Source organism: Streptomyces sp. NBRC 110611 (assembly GCF_001590865.1).
Taxonomy (GTDB): domain Bacteria; phylum Actinomycetota; class Actinomycetes; order Streptomycetales; family Streptomycetaceae; genus Streptomyces.
In genome coordinates, this window is sequence record NZ_BBUY01000022.1 from 22,439 (window position 1) to 39,957 (window position 17,519).

20 protein-coding genes and 1 pseudogene are annotated in these 17,519 nt (G+C 69.5%); 18 read left to right on the forward strand and 3 right to left on the reverse strand.

All coding sequences use genetic code 11. From position 1 onward, the window contains the following. Position 1: 1 nt before the first annotated feature. The 3 genes from AZE13_RS29270 to AZE13_RS29280 form a co-directional block, all read right to left on the reverse strand. Positions 2 to 481 (reverse strand): hypothetical protein, encoded by a 480-nt coding sequence (locus AZE13_RS29270; RefSeq protein WP_066938571.1) that lies wholly within the window; start codon positions 479 to 481, stop codon positions 2 to 4. Continuing rightward, positions 478 to 1,038: a DUF4913 domain-containing protein gene (locus tag AZE13_RS29275; RefSeq protein ID WP_066938729.1), complete on the reverse strand. Its 561-nt coding sequence runs from the start codon at positions 1,036 to 1,038 to the stop codon at positions 478 to 480. The genes AZE13_RS29270 and AZE13_RS29275 overlap by 4 nt, the downstream gene beginning before the upstream one ends. 252 nt (positions 1,039 to 1,290) lie before the next feature. Beyond that, positions 1,291 to 2,046, reverse strand: coding sequence for a DNA-methyltransferase (locus AZE13_RS29280; RefSeq protein ID WP_066938574.1), 756 nt, complete (start codon positions 2,044 to 2,046; stop codon positions 1,291 to 1,293). 505 nt (positions 2,047 to 2,551) lie between these two features. Between AZE13_RS29280 and AZE13_RS29285 the strand changes: the two genes are divergently transcribed. The 18 genes and pseudogenes from AZE13_RS29285 to AZE13_RS29360 all read left to right on the forward strand — a co-directional run bounded on the left by AZE13_RS29285 (position 2,552) and on the right by AZE13_RS29360 (position 17,510). Beyond that, positions 2,552 to 3,676 carry a C40 family peptidase gene (locus tag AZE13_RS29285; RefSeq protein ID WP_066938576.1) on the forward strand — a complete coding sequence of 375 codons (1,125 nt, stop codon included), beginning with the start codon at positions 2,552 to 2,554 and terminating at the stop codon, positions 3,674 to 3,676. 133 nt (positions 3,677 to 3,809) lie between these two features. Next, on the forward strand, positions 3,810 to 4,124 hold the full coding sequence (locus tag AZE13_RS29290) for a DUF6112 family protein (protein ID WP_066938578.1): 315 nt from the start codon (positions 3,810 to 3,812) through the stop codon (positions 4,122 to 4,124). Next, positions 4,124 to 4,804: a hypothetical protein gene (locus AZE13_RS29295; protein WP_066938732.1), complete on the forward strand. Its 681-nt coding sequence runs from the start codon at positions 4,124 to 4,126 to the stop codon at positions 4,802 to 4,804. Before AZE13_RS29290 ends, AZE13_RS29295 begins: the two co-directional genes overlap by 1 nt. 32 nt (positions 4,805 to 4,836) lie before the next feature. Next, the gene (locus AZE13_RS29300) at positions 4,837 to 6,222 is read left to right on the forward strand and encodes an ATP-binding protein (RefSeq protein ID WP_066938581.1); all 1,386 of its coding nucleotides are present in this window, start codon (positions 4,837 to 4,839) and stop codon (positions 6,220 to 6,222) included. Positions 6,223 to 6,308: 86 nt separating this feature from the next. Next, a complete protein-coding gene (locus AZE13_RS29305; protein WP_066938584.1) occupies positions 6,309 to 7,781 on the forward strand; it encodes an SCO6880 family protein in 1,473 nt (490 codons plus the stop codon). A gap of 58 nt (positions 7,782 to 7,839) precedes the next feature. Further along, positions 7,840 to 8,310: a DUF6238 family protein gene (locus AZE13_RS29310; RefSeq protein WP_066938586.1), complete on the forward strand. Its 471-nt coding sequence runs from the start codon at positions 7,840 to 7,842 to the stop codon at positions 8,308 to 8,310. Positions 8,311 to 8,337: 27 nt separating this feature from the next. Next, positions 8,338 to 9,852 carry an ATP-binding protein gene (locus AZE13_RS29315; protein ID WP_066938589.1) on the forward strand — a complete coding sequence of 505 codons (1,515 nt, stop codon included), beginning with the start codon at positions 8,338 to 8,340 and terminating at the stop codon, positions 9,850 to 9,852. A 40-nt stretch (positions 9,853 to 9,892) separates the two neighbouring features. Beyond that, positions 9,893 to 10,438: a hypothetical protein gene (locus AZE13_RS36495; RefSeq protein WP_147264757.1), complete on the forward strand. Its 546-nt coding sequence runs from the start codon at positions 9,893 to 9,895 to the stop codon at positions 10,436 to 10,438. Between the two features lie 215 nt (positions 10,439 to 10,653). Beyond that, a pseudogene (locus tag AZE13_RS39380) lies at positions 10,654 to 10,728 on the forward strand (hypothetical protein); the annotation flags it as partial. Between the two features lie 222 nt (positions 10,729 to 10,950). Beyond that, entirely contained in the window at positions 10,951 to 11,373 is a 423-nt protein-coding gene (locus tag AZE13_RS38550; protein WP_258528064.1) for a hypothetical protein, read from the forward strand. After that, positions 11,370 to 11,876, forward strand: a complete 507-nt coding sequence (locus tag AZE13_RS29325) for a hypothetical protein (RefSeq protein WP_066938595.1) — start codon at positions 11,370 to 11,372, stop codon at positions 11,874 to 11,876. Before AZE13_RS38550 ends, AZE13_RS29325 begins: the two co-directional genes overlap by 4 nt. A gap of 292 nt (positions 11,877 to 12,168) precedes the next feature. Continuing rightward, positions 12,169 to 12,948: a hypothetical protein gene (locus AZE13_RS29330; RefSeq protein WP_066938597.1), complete on the forward strand. Its 780-nt coding sequence runs from the start codon at positions 12,169 to 12,171 to the stop codon at positions 12,946 to 12,948. Further along, positions 12,945 to 13,784, forward strand: a complete 840-nt coding sequence (locus tag AZE13_RS29335) for a DUF317 domain-containing protein (protein WP_079124500.1) — start codon at positions 12,945 to 12,947, stop codon at positions 13,782 to 13,784. The genes AZE13_RS29330 and AZE13_RS29335 overlap by 4 nt, the downstream gene beginning before the upstream one ends. A gap of 98 nt (positions 13,785 to 13,882) precedes the next feature. Next, positions 13,883 to 14,239, forward strand: a complete 357-nt coding sequence (locus AZE13_RS29340) for a hypothetical protein (protein ID WP_258528065.1) — start codon at positions 13,883 to 13,885, stop codon at positions 14,237 to 14,239. A gap of 109 nt (positions 14,240 to 14,348) precedes the next feature. Further along, entirely contained in the window at positions 14,349 to 14,840 is a 492-nt protein-coding gene (locus tag AZE13_RS29345) for a hypothetical protein (protein ID WP_258528066.1), read from the forward strand. A 69-nt stretch (positions 14,841 to 14,909) separates the two neighbouring features. Further along, positions 14,910 to 15,431 carry a hypothetical protein gene (locus tag AZE13_RS29350; protein ID WP_066938605.1) on the forward strand — a complete coding sequence of 174 codons (522 nt, stop codon included), beginning with the start codon at positions 14,910 to 14,912 and terminating at the stop codon, positions 15,429 to 15,431. A gap of 73 nt (positions 15,432 to 15,504) precedes the next feature. Then, a complete protein-coding gene (locus tag AZE13_RS29355; protein ID WP_079124501.1) occupies positions 15,505 to 16,251 on the forward strand; it encodes a glycosyltransferase in 747 nt (248 codons plus the stop codon). Between the two features lie 56 nt (positions 16,252 to 16,307). Continuing rightward, a complete protein-coding gene (locus AZE13_RS29360; RefSeq protein ID WP_066938606.1) occupies positions 16,308 to 17,510 on the forward strand; it encodes a hypothetical protein in 1,203 nt (400 codons plus the stop codon). Positions 17,511 to 17,519 lie beyond the last annotated feature (9 nt).

A 17,519-nucleotide genomic window follows, 5' to 3' on the forward strand; every position in this document is an offset into this window, starting at 1 on the left:
CTCAGCGGGCTTGGTGGTACGAGGGGCTCTGCGCCGCACGGGGCAGGCCCGGCATCGCGGAGGGCGACGGGCCCGGTCTCGGCACTGGAGTGCGGGTGATGAGCTGGGGGGACCTGGAGCGGGCTGCGTGGGTGCGGGCGCTGAGCGGTCGGCGGGCCATCCCCAAGCGACGTCCGACGGTGTCGTAGACGTCGTTGCCGGCCCGCGGCCGGACCGCGACGACGTGGATCTCCCGGCGGTACGCGGACGTTTCGGGTGCGGGGCGCACGCCGTAGACGACACGCCACTCCTTGCGGCGGTCCACGAGCAACTTGCGGTACCCCGCCAGGTCGCCGGTGAGTTTGAGCCCGAACCGCTCGGCGTTCACCACATCCTGCAAGTAGGCGAGGGTGAGGTCACGGATGTCGCTGGGGGCCTGGAGGAGGTCGGTGAGGGCGCGGGGGTCGAAGCTGAGGCCGAAGGCCGGCTGCCCCGTCCTCATGACGTCGGCTCGCCCGGCTTGTCAGGTTCGGACGCTCCAGGTTCCGCCGTTTTCGCCTGCTCCGTGCGGGCCGAGGGCGGCGGGCCGGGAAGGATGCGGTGCGCGGGACGGTCCGGGGAGGTCATGCACGCCAACAGCGGGCCGCCCGGCGCGCGCACCGCCGCGACGGCGTGGGTGAGAAAGTCGCGGTGCCACACGAACACACCGCTCAAACCGGCCTCGGGGTCCTTGTGCTGCTGGTAGGCGAGCCACAGGGCGTGGAGCCAGGCGACGACATCGTCGTGCTCCTGCCACTGCAGGCACCAAGGCGCTGCCGTGGTGACCTCCGCCCCATAGGTGGGGAGGAGGAAATCGTCGACCCAGTCCGACAAGGCGTCGATTTCGTCCTCATACTCCTCGCCTTCGAGTTCCAGGATCGGGCGCGGCTCCGGCGGAGCGGCCGGGCCCGGCCCGCCGAGCCCTGGCATGCCGAACGCCGCGAACGGCGAGGAGCCGCCGGGGGCAGGGGCGGAGGCGAGGTGGTCGAGCTGCTGGGCCTGCTGCGCCGACTGCTCCATCAGCCGCCGCACACTCGCCTCGATTCCCTCAAGATGAGGGTCCGGCACACGAACCGGCTCCAACGCCCCATCGGCCGGAGGTTCTACGGATTCAGGCATGGAAAGACTGGCCTCCTAAGAGCCATAAATAACGGTGAAGCAGAAGCGCCGCGGAACGGACCGATCTCGCGTGAGGAATTTCCTCGACGCACCCAAGGCGCCGCACGCAGTCCGTGCTCCCGAGTACCCGATGGAAACTGGGAAGTTGGGGTCTCAGGTCGCGAGGACCATGTCCTCCTGGCCGAGGGTTTGACGGACGGTCTCCGTGAGCCGGTCGGCCGCGATAGAGGCGTAGTGCTCCGTCTTCTCCACGCCGACGAAATCGCGGCCCTCCAGCAGGGCAGCGACGCCGGTAGAGCCAGAGCCGCAAGTGAAGTCGAGCACAGTGCCGCCCTCGGGGCAGATCTTCACCAATTCACGCATGACCGAGACAGGCTTCTGAGTGATGTGCTGCCGACTCTTTCCGGACGGCTGGGAAGCGCTGTACAGGCCCGGCAGGTAGACCGGATTGCGGGAGCCATCAATCGGGCCCTTCGAACCCCAGATAATGAACTCACAGTTCTGGGTGAAACGCCCCCGCTGGGGCCGCGCCTGGGGCTTGTGCCAGGCGAGCACGCCGCGCCACAGCCAGCCGGCGGCCTGGAGAGCGTCCGTGGTCGTCGGCATCTGGCGCCAGTCAGTGAAAAGCAGCGCCGTGCCGCCGGTCTTCGTGAGCCGGTGGGCCTCGGTCATGATCTGCGTCAGCCAGAACGAATACGACCGCTGGTCCATATTTTCGCCGGTGAAGTCGGCCAGACCGTGGCCGGCGTCGGCAGAGGTGTATTTCTGCTTCGCGCTGCGCGAGGTGCGCTCCTTCGCGGTCCTGCCCCCCGAGTTGTACGGCGGGTCAGTGATCACGGAATCGACACAATCGTCCGGCAGGCCAGCGAGAACGCTGAGGGCATCGCCCTGGTGCAGGGAAAAAGGCAAAGAGGTACCCCGATTCGGGTGTGAACGTGCGGAATGAATAGCCCGTCGCACATGCGAGTCCCTGGGGCCGGAATTGGGCATGCAGAAGCCCAGGGCCGCAGACCAGGGAGGGCGAGGGAGTCCCAAAACTGTAGAGGCGATTTGGCGGTTGCCCAAGAAGTGCCGTGCTGAGGGGTCGCATTCCGGCCCCTCACGTCAGCTTTTTGGTCAGCCGCCAATCTGGACCTACTGTTTTTGAACCGCCCGGCGCACACCGCCGCTGGCCAGTTCCCACCCTGCCTCGCGGAGGTCCCCCTGCCCCGGCACACCTAGCCCACCCTGGCCCGCCTGGCGAGCGGCAACTCGCCTGCGCCGACCAGCACCTTGATTGCCCACCCCGGCCACCGCGCCCTTCCACCACGCCACGCGTACGCGGCACGCCGGACCCGCACCCGAAGGACACACTCATGACCTCTCGTTACCCGCCCCTGCCCAAAACCGGTGACCTGCGAGCGGGCCGCATCGGTTGAAGGCGCTCGCCGCCGGCATCGGCGTCGTCTTCCTCTCCCCCCTCCTGCTCGCCGGCACGGCCATGATGATGGCCTCCTCCAGCCAAGCCGCGCAGACAGCCAGCAGCTCGTCGCAATGCCTCACCGACCTCGACACCGACGCCGTCACCAGACAGGTCACCAAGATTCTCGACGGTGCTTCCGGTAAAGGCGTCCACATCAAGGGCTTGGACCTGCCCGCCGAGCAGGTCCCCAACGCCCGGACGATCGTGGCCACCGGCCTCTCGCTCGATGTGCCCAAGAAGGGCCAGGTCATCGCTGTCGCGACCGCGATGCAGGAATCGCGGCTACGCAACCTCAACTATGGCGACAGGGACTCGCTGGGCCTGTTTCAGCAACGCCCTTCCCAGGGGTGGGGCACGGCCCAGCAGATCCGCGACCCGGTGTACGCCTCGGAGCAGTTCTACAAGCACCTGCTCAAGGTCAATGGCTGGGAGCAGATGGCGGTCACCCAGGCCGCCCAGGCTGTCCAGAAATCTGGGTTCCCCGATGCATACGCTCAGTGGGAGGGCCTGGCCACCGCCCTGCAGAAGGCCATCGCCAAGACGTTCCCGAGCGCCGGCAAGGACACGACCAAAGACAAGGACAAGGAGTCCGCGCCCCGCGCCACTGGCTGCGCAGCGGCCAAGGACGGTTCCTCCTACGGGCGCATCCCCGAGGGTTCCGTGCCGAAGGGCTACGCGATCCCCAAGGATGCCGATCCCAAGGCCCGCAAGGCGATCGACTGGGCGATGCACCAGCTCGGAACCCTGTATCAGTGGGGCGGCAGCTGCACCGCCGCGCACGGTCCCGACCCGATGGGCCGCTGCGACTGCAGCAGTTTGATGCAGCAGGCGTACGCCCACGCCGGGATCACGCTCACCCGCACCACGTACACGCAGGTCAGTGAGGGCAAGGCGGTCTCGCCCGAGAGCATCAAGCCTGGCGACCTGATCTTCAGTCGCGGCACCGCATCCCGGCCGGAACACGTCGGCATGGCGCTCGGCGAAGGCTTGGTGATCGAGGCTCCCAGGACTTCAAAACCGGTCCGGATCACTCCCCTCAAGGACTGGGCCGTCCTCGCCGTCCGCCGCGTCATCTGACGCCGCCCCGCCCGGACATCGCTTTCGGGCGGGCCCTGGCCGCCCCTTCTCGCGCCTCGGGCGCCACTCCCCCTCCCTCTTCTTCCCCCTTTGCGCCGGGCTCGCTTCGCCTGCGCATGCAAGGAGTTCCGCCATACCCATGTCACTCGCAGACCGCGTTGTCTACCTCGCCTACAACCCAGGCGTCACCCCGTCGGACGGTGGCCTTCCGGGCCTGTCCGTCCTGAAGAACGTGGTCAATAGCATCAATCTGTTCGGCATCGTCGCTGTCGTCGGCGCCCTGGCCGTCTCCTTGGGCGTGTGGGCCTGGGGCCACCACACCGGCGGCCACCAGGCCGAAGCCAACGGAAAGAAGGGCGCCGTCGTAGCCGCCGGAGCCGCACTCGGACTCGGCGCCGCCAACGGCATCGTGGCGTTCTTCTCGGCCCTGGGGTCGCAAGTCCATTGATAAGGAGACGACTCCCTTCCCTGTCCGGGTTCGGCGTCGGCTGGTCGGCCAAGCGCCGCATCGCGATCGTCGCGCTCGCCATCACCGCCCTGCTCGCCGTTGCCGCCACCGTCGCCTTCTTCACCGGGCGCGGCGAGCAGCACCAGGAGCCCACTACCCCGTCCCAGGCGAACAGTTCCTCGCCCTCCGAGGCCGCGCCAAAGCCCTCGGCAGGGTCGGGGTCGGTGCCGGCGCCTCCGCAGATCGCCGAGCCGGTCGCCTACGCAAAGGCCGCAGCCCACATGTTGTGGTCCTACGACACCCGCGGGACCAGCCGTGACCAGCAGCTCGCCGGCATGCGCGCGTGGATGACCAAGGAGACCAAGTACGCCGACTGGAACTCCGTGTCGGCCCAGGTCCCTGATCCGGTGCTGTGGTCGCGGATGGCCGATCAGGACCAGCACGCCACCGCGAAGGTCACCGAGGGCCATTTTCCGTCCGCGTTCAAGGCGGCCCTGGCCGATGATCCGTCCGCGATCACTGAGGCGTACATCTACGTCGTCACCGTCAACGGCAAGCAGAAGATCGCGTGGAAGAAGGGTGGCGGCGGTGCTGAGGAGCGCGCCGTGACCCTCGCTGTGCAGTGCCGGCCCCACCACGACTGCTCCCTGGCTGCCATCGCTCCCAGCGTCACGCAGTGACCCGCCCCGACTGAAAGGAGGAGCAACTCCCGATGGGTTTCTGTGATTTCCCCCTCGCCGACAAGCTCTGTGCCGTCGGCGGCGCGGCCAAGGACGCGATTGATTTTGCCAGTGATCCCGGCAAGGCGATCGGCAACTGGATGGCGAAGTCGGCCGGTGAACTCGCCGCCGCAGCAGCTGATCTGGCCGCCAAGGCCGTCGATGCCACCACCAAGGTGGACTTGAACGCGGGCTGGTTCCGCGACAACTACGAGCTGCTGCTGCCGATCGGCCTCATCATCCTGGTCGCCACGTTCTGCGCCCAGCTCATCCGGGCCGCCGTCAAACGCGACGGACAAGCCCTCACCCAGGCATTCACCGGCACGATGAGCGGCGTCTTGTTCGCCTTCTGCGCCATCGCCCTGACGACCGTGGCCATCGAAGTGGTCGACGCGCTGTCCGACGGGCTGTTCAAAACCGCGCACCTGAACATCGAGACCGCCGTACGCCGCATCGTGAAGGTCTCCCAGATCGGCGCGGTCTCCGGACTGGGCTGGCTCGTGGCGGTCTTCGCAGCCCTCGGAGCTGCCCTCGGCGCGGTCCTGTACTGGTGCGTGATGATGGTCCGCAAGGTCGGCATCCTCGTCATGGTCACCCTGGCCGTGTTCGCCGGGGCCGGGGGCGGCTGGGAGGTCGCCCGCCGGTGGCGCCGCGGCTGGATCGAGGCCACCGCCACCCTCGTCGTCTCCAAGCTGCTGATGACGATCATCTTCATCCTCGGCATCGCCGCCATGGGCCGAACCGAGTCCAAGGACGGATTGGGCGCGCTCGCGGACGTCATGTCCGGCATCGTGATCATGATCCTGGTGCTGCTCTGCCCGTACGCGGTGTTTAAGTTCGTGCACTGGGCCGCCGAAGGCACCAGCGGCGAGGACATCCACCGCGCCGGCGGCGCTGGTGCCCAGATCGCCCGGCAGCACGCGGAAAAGGCCGGCCGCAAGGCCGCCTCCATGGCTGCCACCGCCGGAACCGGCGGCGCTGCAGCCGGAGCAGGCGCCGCGCCACAAGGCCCCGAATCTGCGTCCGGCGGTGGGTTCCCGGGCGACATCGCTTCCAATCCCACCGGTGGCGGTGGAGGCAAGGAAGGTGACGGCTCCGGAGCCTCGCCCGGAGGCGCCGCGCTCAAGAACGGCCTGGAGAAGGCAGCTCAGCCCCCGCCCGCCAGCCCCCGAGACGACACCAGCGGCCAGTTCGGCGGCGGACCCGGCCAGGGCGGACCCGGCTCGGGATCCCCCTCCGGCCAGGGCAGCGGCGGCTTCATGTCCCAACCGCCGATGGGCGCCTCCGGACCCCCGCCGCAGGGCGCTCCGCCCGCTGCGAACTCCACCGGGGCGGCCGGCGGGACCGGTACCCCGCCGCCCCCGCCCACCGGTATCTGACCCTTCCCGCCCCCGGGGCGGCACGCGCCGCGCATGGTCCGCCGCGTGCCGCCCCGGCCACGCCCCGCGCTTCATCGGAACGGCCCTTGTCTGACCTCTCTATAACCCCGCTCACGGTCAAATTCCCGCACAGATCGAGGCGCGGCATCCTGCTCGGCCTCTCCCTTCCCCAACTTGTCCTCTTCTCCTGCGCATTGGCGCTTCTCCTTGTCACGGTAGTATCCACCGGGCTACTTGGCGCTATCGTCCTGACCCCGCTGTGGGCTGCGGTCGCCGCGCTGGTCGCGATGCGCCGCCACGGCCGTTCGCTGATCGACTGGGCGCCGATCGTCCTGCGCTACGCCCAGCGCCGCCGCACCGGGCAGACCCTGTGGCTCGCCCGGCCCGTGACACGCCCCCGCCAGGACGGCGTCCTGCATCTGCCCGGCACCGCCGCCTCGCTGCGGGTCGTCACCCCCGGCGACTCGGCGAACCAGGCCGCCGCCGTGCACGACCCTCACCACCAGACCCTCACCGCCATCGCCCGCGTCTCCTCCCGTGCCTTCGCACTGCTCGACCCCGCCACCCAGAACCACAACGTCTCCGGGTGGGGACGGGCACTGGCGGGCATCGCCCGCACCGGTCACGTCGCCACCGTGCAGGTCCTGGAGCGCACCGTCCCCGACTCCGGCGACACCCTCGCCCGCGACTGGGCACAGCAGGGCCGGCCCGAGACCCCCGTCGCAGGGCAGGTCTACAGCGAACTGGTCGCATCCGCAGGACCGGCCGCCGCCCCGCACGAGGCGTACCTGGCCATCTCCCTGGACCTCAAGGCCGCCAAGCGGCTCATCAGTCAGGCTGGCGGCGGGCTGCCCGGCGCATTCACCGTGATGCAGCAAACCACGGCCTCGATCGCCCAGGCCGCCCGCAGCGCCGGCCTGACGGTGACCGGATGGCTGACGGCCCGCGAGGTCGCCGCCGTCATCCGCACCGCCTACGACCCCAAGGCCCTCTCCGCCCTGCAGCAGTGGTCCGAATCCGGCCGGGCCGAAGCCGACCCGGCCGCAGCCGGCCCGGTCGTCCAGGTCGAAGAAGTTGACCGCCTCGCCACCGACTCCGCCCGGCACGCCACCTACTGGGTCGAAGACTGGCCCCGCACCGAAACCAGCGCAGGATTCCTTCACGGCCTGATGTTCACCGCCGGGGTCCGGCGCACCCTGTCCCTTATATACGTGCCCCAGGGGATCGAGTCCGCGATGCGCGACGTCCAGCGCAGAAAAGCGGCGATCATCGCCGACGCCAACGAACGCTCCCGCCGCGGCCAGGTCGACAGCGAGGCCGACTCCGTCGAGTACGCCGACGTCAAACAGCGCGAGCGCCAGCTGATCGCCGGGCACGCCGACGTCGCCCTGACCGGCCTGCTCACCATCTCTGCCGAGACCGACGCCATGCTCGACGCCGCGTGCGCACAGATCGAAACCGCCGCCGTCACCGCCCAAGTCGACCTGCGGCGCCTGATCTTCCAGCAGCCCGACGCCTTCACCCTCGGCGCCCTGCCGCTCGCCCGTACCGCCCTGTGACCCCGCACCACCACCCACTACTGTCCCCGCCGTAGCGGCAGGAAGGTTCCATTCGCTTTTGACCTCAGCCACCCCCGTCAGCGATGCGCACCCGTACCTGCGGGCCGCCAGCGCCGGCGTCCGCCACCACACCCGCGCCCTCACATCGCGGGAGCAGACCGCCCCGACGCCCGCGGACCGCGTCCACCTCGACGTACTGCACGCCCACCTGACCGCGCTGCACCAGCTGCTCGACCACCTCGCCACCACGACCCGGCCCTCGCATCCGGCCGCCGGGCGCCAGTTGGCCACCGCGCACACCCGCCTGTGGCAGTCCGCCGCCGCCGTGCACGAAGCATTCCACCTCCTGCCCTCGGCGACGGAGGCCGCTGCGGATGCAGCGTGCCATCCCGAGCGGCTACCGGAAGGCCCGCCCGTCTTGACCATCTGCCAGCGTCACCTCGCTGCAGGACATGTCGTGCGCCGCAAGACCACCCCGAGTGATCTCCACACTCCGCTGCACGGCCACACCACCACCTGCAGCGGGTGACCGCCGTCCCGTGAAAGCCGCCCTGTCATGAATCACCGGCCCGCGCGCCGAGCCCGCCGCGCCAGCGCAAGCCCCCTGTTCACCCCGCACGGCACCGACCGTGCCGCTCGCAAAACCGCCCGCCGGCAGCTCGCCGAGGCCGCCGCGAAAGCCCGCGCCGAGGCCACCGCCCACACGGCCGGCAGCGAAACCGCCGAGCAGCAGATGCCGGAACCCCTCTACCCGCTCGCCGGGCGCCCCGGCCCCGCCTCCGCCCGCAGGGGCAAGCTCAAGCTGCCTGCCCACCGCATGACCACCGCCACCGCCTCCGGGGCGTATCCGTTCCTCGCCGAGGGCGGCCTGGGTGCCGAAGGCATCTACATCGGACGCGACGTCCACGCAGAGGCGTCCTTCTGCTTCGATCCCTTCGCGCTGTACGGCAAGGTCGAGGGCTTCACCAACCCGAATGTGCTGCTTGCCGGCGTTATCGGCCAGGGCAAGTCCGCGCTGGCCAAGAGCTTCGCACTCCGCTCGGTCGCCTTCGGCTACCGCGTCTACGTTCCCTGCGACCCCAAGGGCGAATGGACGCCCGTGGCCAGGGCCCTGGGCGGCACTTCCATCGCGCTGGGGCCTGGTCTGCCCGGCAAGCTCAATCCCCTCGACGCCGCACCACGCCCCAACTCGGTGTCCGAGGCCGACTGGGCGGGCGAGATCCGCAAGCGCCGCCTGCTGCTGCTCGGCAGCCTGGCCCGCACCGTCCTCGGGCGGGACCTGCTGCCGATGGAGCACACCGGCCTCGACGTCGCCCTGGACGCCGTCGTCACCCGCGCCGCCACCACCGGGCGCACCCCTCTGCTCGGCGAGATCGCCGCCACCCTCAACAACCCGGACGAACTCGACGCCGCCGGCGGCATGATGTCCGGACGCCTCGGCGACGCCTCCCGCGACCTGGCTCACGCTATGCGCCGCCTCGTCCACGGCGACCTCGCCGGCATGTTCGACGCACCGAGCACCGTCGCGTTCGATCCGAATTCGCCGATGCTCACCATCGACCTGTCCCGCCTGGGCGGCTCCGGCGACGACACCGCCCTCGTCCTCGCCATGACCTGCGCCTCGGCATGGATGGAATCGGCGCTGTCCGACCCGAACGGCGGCCGCCGCTGGATCGTCTACGACGAAGCCTGGCGCCTGATGCGCCACCCCGGACTCCTTCAGCGCATGCAGTCCCAGTGGAAGCTCTCCCGCGGTCTGGGCATCGCCAACCTGATGGTCATCCACCGGCTCTCCGACCTGCTCACCGCCGGCGACGCCGGATCCCGCGGACGGGCGCTCGCCGAGGGCCTGCTCGCCGACTGCTCCACCCGCATCATCTACCGGCAGGAGACCGACCAACTCCAGGCCGCCGCAGCCCTGCTGGGCCTGACCTCCGTCGAGGCCGAGGCCATCGCGCATCTCAACCGCGGCCGCGGCCTGTGGCGGGTCGCCGGACGATCTTTCATCGTGCAGCACCTCCTGCATCCCCACGAGCTGTCACTGTTCGACACCGACGCCCGGATGCATTGAAACGCCACATTTCGCATATTCAAGACTTCACGGGAAGTGTATGCCCGATCCCACCACAGATCAGACGCTGCGCGAACTGCAGCAGGTCTCTCTCAGCCTCCGGCGCGCATCCGAGCAACTCGAATTACTGGACAGAACAGGACAGGTTCCCATATATCCCCTGTTCGGCGAGCTGATTCAGCATGTGGCTGTCGCACAGAACCTGTCACACACCACCGCGCAACTAGCGACTGGGTTCTCGGTCCGGCTCGACGCCCCGTCAGAGGAACTCTCCCGAGCCCACTCTCACCTGGTAACCGCCGTGGCACACACCTGCTCCGCGGTGGCACTGTTCGCCCGGACCGCGCAGACGTCCACGTCCCCTGCGCCGGCGCAGGGGACGCCGGATGCCGAGCGCCGTCAATGGAAGCTGGTCCTCGATCACGCCGAGGGCCGTGCCGAATTGCGTCGCGCATCCGAAGCCGTCAGCGCAGCAGCCAAGCACCTCCAAGACCACCACGACCTGCAGCAATTCCTCTCCAAAGCCCTGGGGCGGGCTACGGATGCGCCCAAGGCAGCGCCGCCATCACCGCGGCGCTCCCGGTGACACCCGCCTATGCGTCCAGCATCCGCCAGCCGAAGACGCTGCGGCGCTGCGCGAACCCACGGCACGGGAGACACAAAGCCCTTGCGGCCAACCACCCGACGCTATCGATCAACTAGGAGCACCGCATCCAGTTCCATCCGACCATCCTGCTCTTTCCGGAACTCGACGAGGACGACCTCACTGCTCTCGCCGACGACATCAAAGACAACGGACTGCTGCACCCTGTCGTCCTCGACCAAAACGGCCGGGTCATCGACGGGCGCAACCGCCTGAAGGCTTGCGAGATCGCCGGTGTCCAGCCCTCGTACACCACGCACGAAGGCGACCCCGACAGCTACGCCCTGTCTGCGAACATCCACCGGCGCAATCTGGCCAAGGGCCAGCTGGCCATGATCACCGCCAAAGCCTGTTTCCTCAGTGGACAGAGCGAGCGTCCACCGAGTGGACAGTCCTCTCGTTTCCTGAGTGGACAGTTGGGAGTCTCGCGGGGCATCGTAAGCAAGGCGAACGTCGTGCTCCAGCACGCACCAGACCTGGTGGACCCGGTGATCAGCGGCGCCTCAGGGCTCAACGAGGCGTACGCGGTTGCCCAGGAGAACAAGGCCAAGGCCAATTCGGCCGAGGTCCAGCTCGCCCGGCTGCGGGAGGAGGACCCCGAGCTGGCCGACCGGGTCGTCGAGGGCGAGCTGACTCTGGCTGGGGCATGGGCAGAGCGCACCGAGCGCGTCGAGGAGGACAAGCGCCAGCGCCGGGTGGCCACCCGGCTGCTGGATGAGCTGGTCCCGCCGCTCGCCCAGGCCCGCGGTACCCGGACGTTCAGCCGTTACGACCCCGCCTACGCCAGCGGAGAGCCCATCACCCGCGAGACCATCGCGCACGCCATGACGGCGCTGGCCGAGATGGACCAGGTCTGGCAGGAGCGTGATCTTCCGTGACGACCACCGCCGACATTCGCCTGCAGCGCATCGTCGAAAGGGCCGCTCTCGCGCTCACCGACGACAAGGGCCGTTTCCGCAAGGACGACCTCACCGATGCGGTGCTCGAAGAGCTCGCACGCGAGGACCTCGATCCGCACATCAAGGCAGCCGCCCGGCGCAAGCTCGCCGAGAGTCTCGTCACGGGGTTCGGCGAGCAGCGCAACCCTCGCCGGAGACGGACCGGCACCCTCTTCCATCCCGACGACGTCGTGAAGCTGGGCAACGGCATCTGGGTGTGGATGGACCGCGCCACCGACTCCGACCTGCTGGTGTGGAGCCGACTGTCGAGACGGAACCGGGCGCGCGTCGATCTGGCGGACGCCGAGGTCCAGGACTACGTGGACCAACGCATCGACGCCTTCCGTGCCCATGCCGATGTCGTCTACCTCGGCGACCTGGAGCGCGTGGTCTTCGGCTGGACCGAAGACCACGCCGATCAAGCCGATCTCCCCGGAGCGTGACCAGCACGAACCACAAGGCTGGCCATCCCGCCCAGCTGGATCAATCCACTCGGCATGCTGCAAAGCAGTGCCACCCACATCGACATCCTGGCGGCACGACGCGCCGACGCCGTCGAGCGCCTCAAGGAACTGATCCATGCCTACCGGCACGTTGCCGCTCTCGCCGGCACCGTAACGGGGCTCACACCAGCGCAGCACCGCACCGGTTCGAGGACCTTCCCAGCCCTCGGCACCCACCAGCCCAGCTCGCAGCCGTTGACCACCAACGCGCATCCACCGGCCCAAGGAGCCCATGCCCCGCACCGACCTGTCCGCCTTCGCCGGCGCCCTTGCCGAGCGCCTTCCCGGCGCCTGGACCTGCGACTACCTCGCCCACCCCACCTACCCGGCTCAATTCCCCCGGGCCGAGGGAGTCTGGGACCTGGCGATGGTCCACGGCGCCATCTGCACCTACGTCCTGGGGCACGACGCCATCCTCAGCGGTCCCGATGACACCCGCCTCTACGTCATCGACCGGCCCCGCCGCAGCGACCAGTTCCTTGTCGCCGCCTTCGTGCCCACTGGTATCGAGGACAAGCACCTACACAAGGTGGAAACGCCTCACGGCGTCGCGGTGTCCAACGAACCGGCCCGCGCCGCCCACCAGATCAGCGAGCGGCTGCTTCCACGCTACGAGGAAGCCGTCACAGAGGTCCGCAGGATCGCCGCGGCGCCTCCCGGCCCGCCGCTGGCACCGCCGGTGGTCGACAATCACGTCAGCATGACCTGGTACGGCGACGGACTGATCGCCGCCACAGTCTGCGACCGGGAGGCCGCCACCGCCCTCTATCTCGCCGGATTCCAGTACGACCCCTATGAGCGGGCATTCCTTCTGGACGGGGCCGACAGCGCCGAGCAGGTACGCCGCCTACAGGAAGCCGACCGTCTGCTCGCTGCGCGCGGCATCGGCATCACCGTGCGCCATCCACCCAAGACTTCGCCTGCGGTGAGCGCGGCACCACCCCACCGCGTCGTCGGGCCCGCGTCCTCCGCAGCCCCGTCAGCCGCACGCAGCTCTCGGAGCGCTTCATGACACGTGCCGCTCGCGAACCACTGCCTCCAGAGCGGGAGGTACTTGCTGCCCCCGTCGCTCTGGCCGGCTCCGGGCACCTCGGGCTCGTCACAGGACTGCTGAAGGAAGCGCCGGGCTGGACGACGGCCCTTGCTTCCGACGGGGCCCGCTACTACACCAGCCCCTGCCAGCGCATCCGCATATCCCACAACTCCCCACCCCTGCACGCCTACGAGCCCGCCGCCCGCGAGACTGGATGGAAGATCGCCTACAGCGACCAACCACTCTACGGACCGTCGTGGATGGCCTTCTTCGGCCGCGAAACCCCCGGCGAGATCGTCCATGCCGTGGTCCGGCGCCTCGTACGCGGCGACCCCGAACGCTTTCTTGACGGGGACAACCACGCCGCCCCCGACAGCACGCTGGCGGACCACGGCTGGAGCAAGCGCCACACCCCGGGCTGGGACTGGTCCCAGGACACCTGGCTTTCCCCCGATGACCACACCAGCGTCACCAGCCTTCACGGCGACACCTACGCCGCCGAGCAACTACGCGACAACGAACCGGGGTCCTGGATCCTTCGCGGCTACACAGCACCCGACGCCGGCAGCCTGTGGCGTACGGACTTCACCGAGGGCACGCCCGCCCACCTCATCAACCAGGCACTCGCCGTTCTCACCGATCCGGCCCCGGTCCGCCGCTCCCGCCAGCACCTGCCGAGCCTCAGCCTCCCGTACCTCACCACGAAAGATCTCCCTGCCGAGCACACGCGCCCGGTGCCGCCCCGCGCCGCCACAGCCTCCCGGACACCGCCACCGCCACCGGCCGGCCCAGGCAGCACACGGCCGCGCCGCTGAACATTCACCGCACCTACGCCGCTGGCTCCGCCCGTCACCCCGGCACTCGACCCACGCGTAGGGCCACCGCCGCAGACCGCACGCTCCAAGGGAGTCCTTTGTCCCACCCCGACTTCGAGCTGTACGACAACGTCGGTCGCTCCACCGAGCAGATCAGCGCCTACCGCACCAACCGTCCCACCGCCGACGATCTGCACCGCTGGGCCGCCTACAACGCGAAGCAGTTCACCGACGCCCTCACGATCGAGGACGCCGGGCAGAGCATCACCGCCTGGACCCACCAGCTCTACCGGGTCCGCACGACCGCCGAGTTCCAGGCCGTCGCGCAGGCCGTCCTCGGCGACGGCCACAGTGGTCTGGGTGAGCTGCACCAGTTCCTGGAGACCGCGGCCGAGTGGTGCGAGCGCAACCAGGAACCGGACATCGCCGCGCCCACCCGCCGTTCCTCCCGCTGACCCCCTGTCCTAGGAAGGCCCTCTGTCCACTCGTTCCGTCATCGCCCGCCCCACCGCCAGTGGATATGCCGGCACCTACGTCCATTGGGACGGCTACCCCAGCCACCACGTGCCCCTGCTGCTCGCCGCTCACCGGTATCGGTTCGCCGGTGACACCGAGGCCATGGCCCGCTATCTCATCGACGACGCGCCGGAAGGCTGGTCGTACCTCGGCACCGAGCTGCTCGTCGGGGCACCCGACGTCCTGCGCGACCGCCTCGCCCGTGGCCGTGACGACCCCGGCAGGCGATACCCGCCCCGCGCACCCGGCTCACCGCTGCTCTACACCGAGCGGACCGCGTCCCGGCTCGACTGGGGCTACGTCCTGCAGCCCCACGGCATCGAGGTGATCAGCCAGCCGGGCACGGAACGCGGACCGGTCGTGGACTGGAACACCGAACCCCGCGTCAGGCTGAGCGACACCCGCAGCATGTGGAAGGCCGGCCAGCCGATCCCGGCCACCACGCCGCCCCGGGCCACGGAACCAACCCTCACACCTGCCCCGCGGCTGGCCCGGCCGATCCCCGCTACGGCTCCCGCACCGCGCACCCGCTCACACTGACCTGCCCAGGAGACTCATCTGTCCACCCGTGCGGTCATCGCCCGCCCCACCCCGAACGGCTACGCCGGCATGTACGTCCACTTCGACGGCAACCCCGGCAGCAAACTCCGGCTCTTGCTCGCTGCCTACCAATACCGGTTCGCCGGTGATGTGGAGGCAATGGCCCGGTATCTCGTCGACGAGGTACACCATGGCTGGGAGGAACTCGGCACGGACCTCCTCGACGGAGCACCCGCCGCGCTGCGCACCTCTCTGACCGGGGGCATGGAGTTCCCCAGCCGCCAGTTCACCAATGTGCTCAACGCGGACGGCACACCGGCCGAGCGTGAACTGATCACGCCGGACGGCACCAACGGCCTGGACTGGGCGTACGTCCTGCACAGCCACGGCATCGAAGTCATCGCCCTGCAGGAATACGACCGTGGCCCCGTCGTCCCCTGGCACACCGACCCGCGCAGCCTCATCCACGCCGATCCGAGCGTATGGCGCCCGGACTTCCGGGCCCCAGTCCTGCCGCCCCGCACCGCGCCGCGCCTGACGGCCACCGCCGCGGCAGCAGCGCCCACGTCCCGCAAGACCGCACACCGATAGCCACGCCATCCCGTCCCCGACCGCCTTCCGCACGGAGAACCACCTGTCCTCGCACACCCACCCGAAGATCACCGTGGTCATCGCCACCCAACTGCGCCCTGACCGCCTGGAGTACCTGGCGGCCATGCACGCCAGCTTGGCCCGCCAGGGCGTTCCGTGGGAGGCGGTCGTCGCGATCGACGGCAGCGACCCCGCCCGGCTTCCGGAGCCGCTCACGGCCGACCCCCGCGTCCGTACCCTCGTGCTTCCCCGCGCGGTGGGAGCCGCCTGCGCCCGCAATCTCGCCCTCAACGACGTCCGCACCGAGTACATGAACTGGGCAGACGATGACGATGAGTTCGACGACGGCGCGATGGCCATCCGTTTGAACGTCCTCGAATCCACCGGGGTCGGCTGGTGCGCGGGATACAGCCAGGACCTCCACTCGTCCGACGGGACGACGACGCTGTGGCGGTGCCCGACTCCTCCCGGTCGGCACGACGCCGGGGATGTGATCACGTACTGGAAGGATCCGGCGGACACGATCCCGATCGGCCCCACCACGATCCTCGCCCGCACCGACCTCGTCCGCGCCGCCCCCATGGGCGGGCTCGTCCAAGGCGAGGACTACCTGGCCGCGGTCGGCGTCACCTGCCTGGCTCCCGGCATTCTCCTGCCCGTCCCGGTCTACCGGTACCGCAAACACACGGGCCAGATGACCGCCCAGGACTCCTACGACACCCTCGAAGCCCAGGCCCGCCAGACGGCGTTCAACTTCGGCCACAACCTGCGCTCGGCAACCCGAGCCCTGCGGCACGCCGCGCCCACCGCGGCCACATAGCGACGGCCATCCCGTCCCGCAACGCCTCGTCGCCTCCCGACACACGAAGGTCCGCCGTGCCCTGTGACACACATCCCTCCCAGATCGCCCTCGCAGTCAGCCTGGATGCCGGCATCGTCGCCATCCCCTTCGGCGAACAGCACATGAAGGCACAGACCGCGCTCCGGGCCTGCGGTTTCGGCCGACGGCCGGATGGCACGTACGCCCGGCCGGCGGCTGATTCCGAAGCCACGCGCACTGCGCTGGCCCGACTGACGGATATCGCCCGCTACTACGACACCGCGGTCACCACGGCCACCCGCCGCTACATCGGCGACGTCGCCGACGGCATCGCCCACCAGCTGCCCGGAGAATGGACCGCCGACGTGGAGATCTACGCCCTGCCCGACTGGCAAGATGACCTCCATCCATACGTCTGGGACAACGGCGAACTCGCCCAGGCAGTTGCGACAACCCGCATCCCGTACGCCGCGGTCCTCACCCATAGCGACGGCCCCAGCCTGCTGCTGACCGAACGCCCCGAAGCCGATCGCGACTACCTGGTCGGTGTCTTCGCCCCCAGCGGGTTCGTCGGTCACTTCGCCGACGAACCCGACGCCCCACGCAGCATCGCCATTCCCGCCCAGCCATCCCTCGCCGCTCATGCCATCACAGGGCACCTCCTGCCCGACTACCACCGGGCCCTGCATGACCGTCGCATCCACGAGGTCTCCAGCTCCCTATCCTGGGCCCGCCAGGAGCAGCAGGAGTGGCAGAGCATCGCCCAGTCCCGTCGCGACAGCGACGGCATGCCGCTCACCAGTGGCCAACTCAGCTGGCACGAAGAGGAGTTCCGCGACGACGGCTGGAATGCCTTCCGCGACTTCGTCACCCACGGCCCCGCTCTCTTCGACCGGTGCCAGCCCCTCTGCCGGAAGTCCGGTGATCCCCACCGGGAGGATGGCCGCGCGATGGAGCGGCTTCGTACCGCACTGGAGGATGGGAAACGGGTGGTAGCCGCGTGGAACGCCAAGCTCGCCGAACTGCGCGAGACCCCCAGGACACTGCCGGCCGAGACCTACCTCCAGGCCAGGGCCCGGCGCAACGCCGACGCATGGCCGGCTATCGAGACCTGGGTCGCCGACGGCCACGTCCTCATCCACCACGCTCGCAGCGCACGATCCGCGCTGCCCAGCGCCGCGCTCACCACGCCGCGACAGACCACCGGCGCAGCGCTGCCTTCACCGCCTGCACCGAAGGATCCGCCCCGGCGGCGCTGACCCCTGACC

What these genes read in the sequence shown, in the direction of transcription:
- AZE13_RS36495 (WP_147264757.1), top strand. Translation starts at nt 9,893, where the DNA reads ATGCCCGATCCCACCACAGATCAGACGCTGCGCGAACTGCAGCAGGTC.
- AZE13_RS29350 (WP_066938605.1), top strand. Translation starts at nt 14,910, where the DNA reads ATGTACGTCCACTTCGACGGCAACCCCGGCAGCAAACTCCGGCTCTTG.
- AZE13_RS29270 (WP_066938571.1), bottom strand. Translation starts at nt 481, where the DNA reads ATGAGGACGGGGCAGCCGGCCTTCGGCCTCAGCTTCGACCCCCGCGCC.
- AZE13_RS29300 (WP_066938581.1), top strand. Translation starts at nt 4,837, where the DNA reads ATGGGTTTCTGTGATTTCCCCCTCGCCGACAAGCTCTGTGCCGTCGGC.
- AZE13_RS29315 (WP_066938589.1), top strand. Translation starts at nt 8,338, where the DNA reads ATGAATCACCGGCCCGCGCGCCGAGCCCGCCGCGCCAGCGCAAGCCCC.
- AZE13_RS29335 (WP_079124500.1), top strand. Translation starts at nt 12,945, where the DNA reads ATGACACGTGCCGCTCGCGAACCACTGCCTCCAGAGCGGGAGGTACTT.
- AZE13_RS29330 (WP_066938597.1), top strand. Translation starts at nt 12,169, where the DNA reads ATGCCCCGCACCGACCTGTCCGCCTTCGCCGGCGCCCTTGCCGAGCGC.
- AZE13_RS29275 (WP_066938729.1), bottom strand. Translation starts at nt 1,038, where the DNA reads ATGGAGCAGTCGGCGCAGCAGGCCCAGCAGCTCGACCACCTCGCCTCC.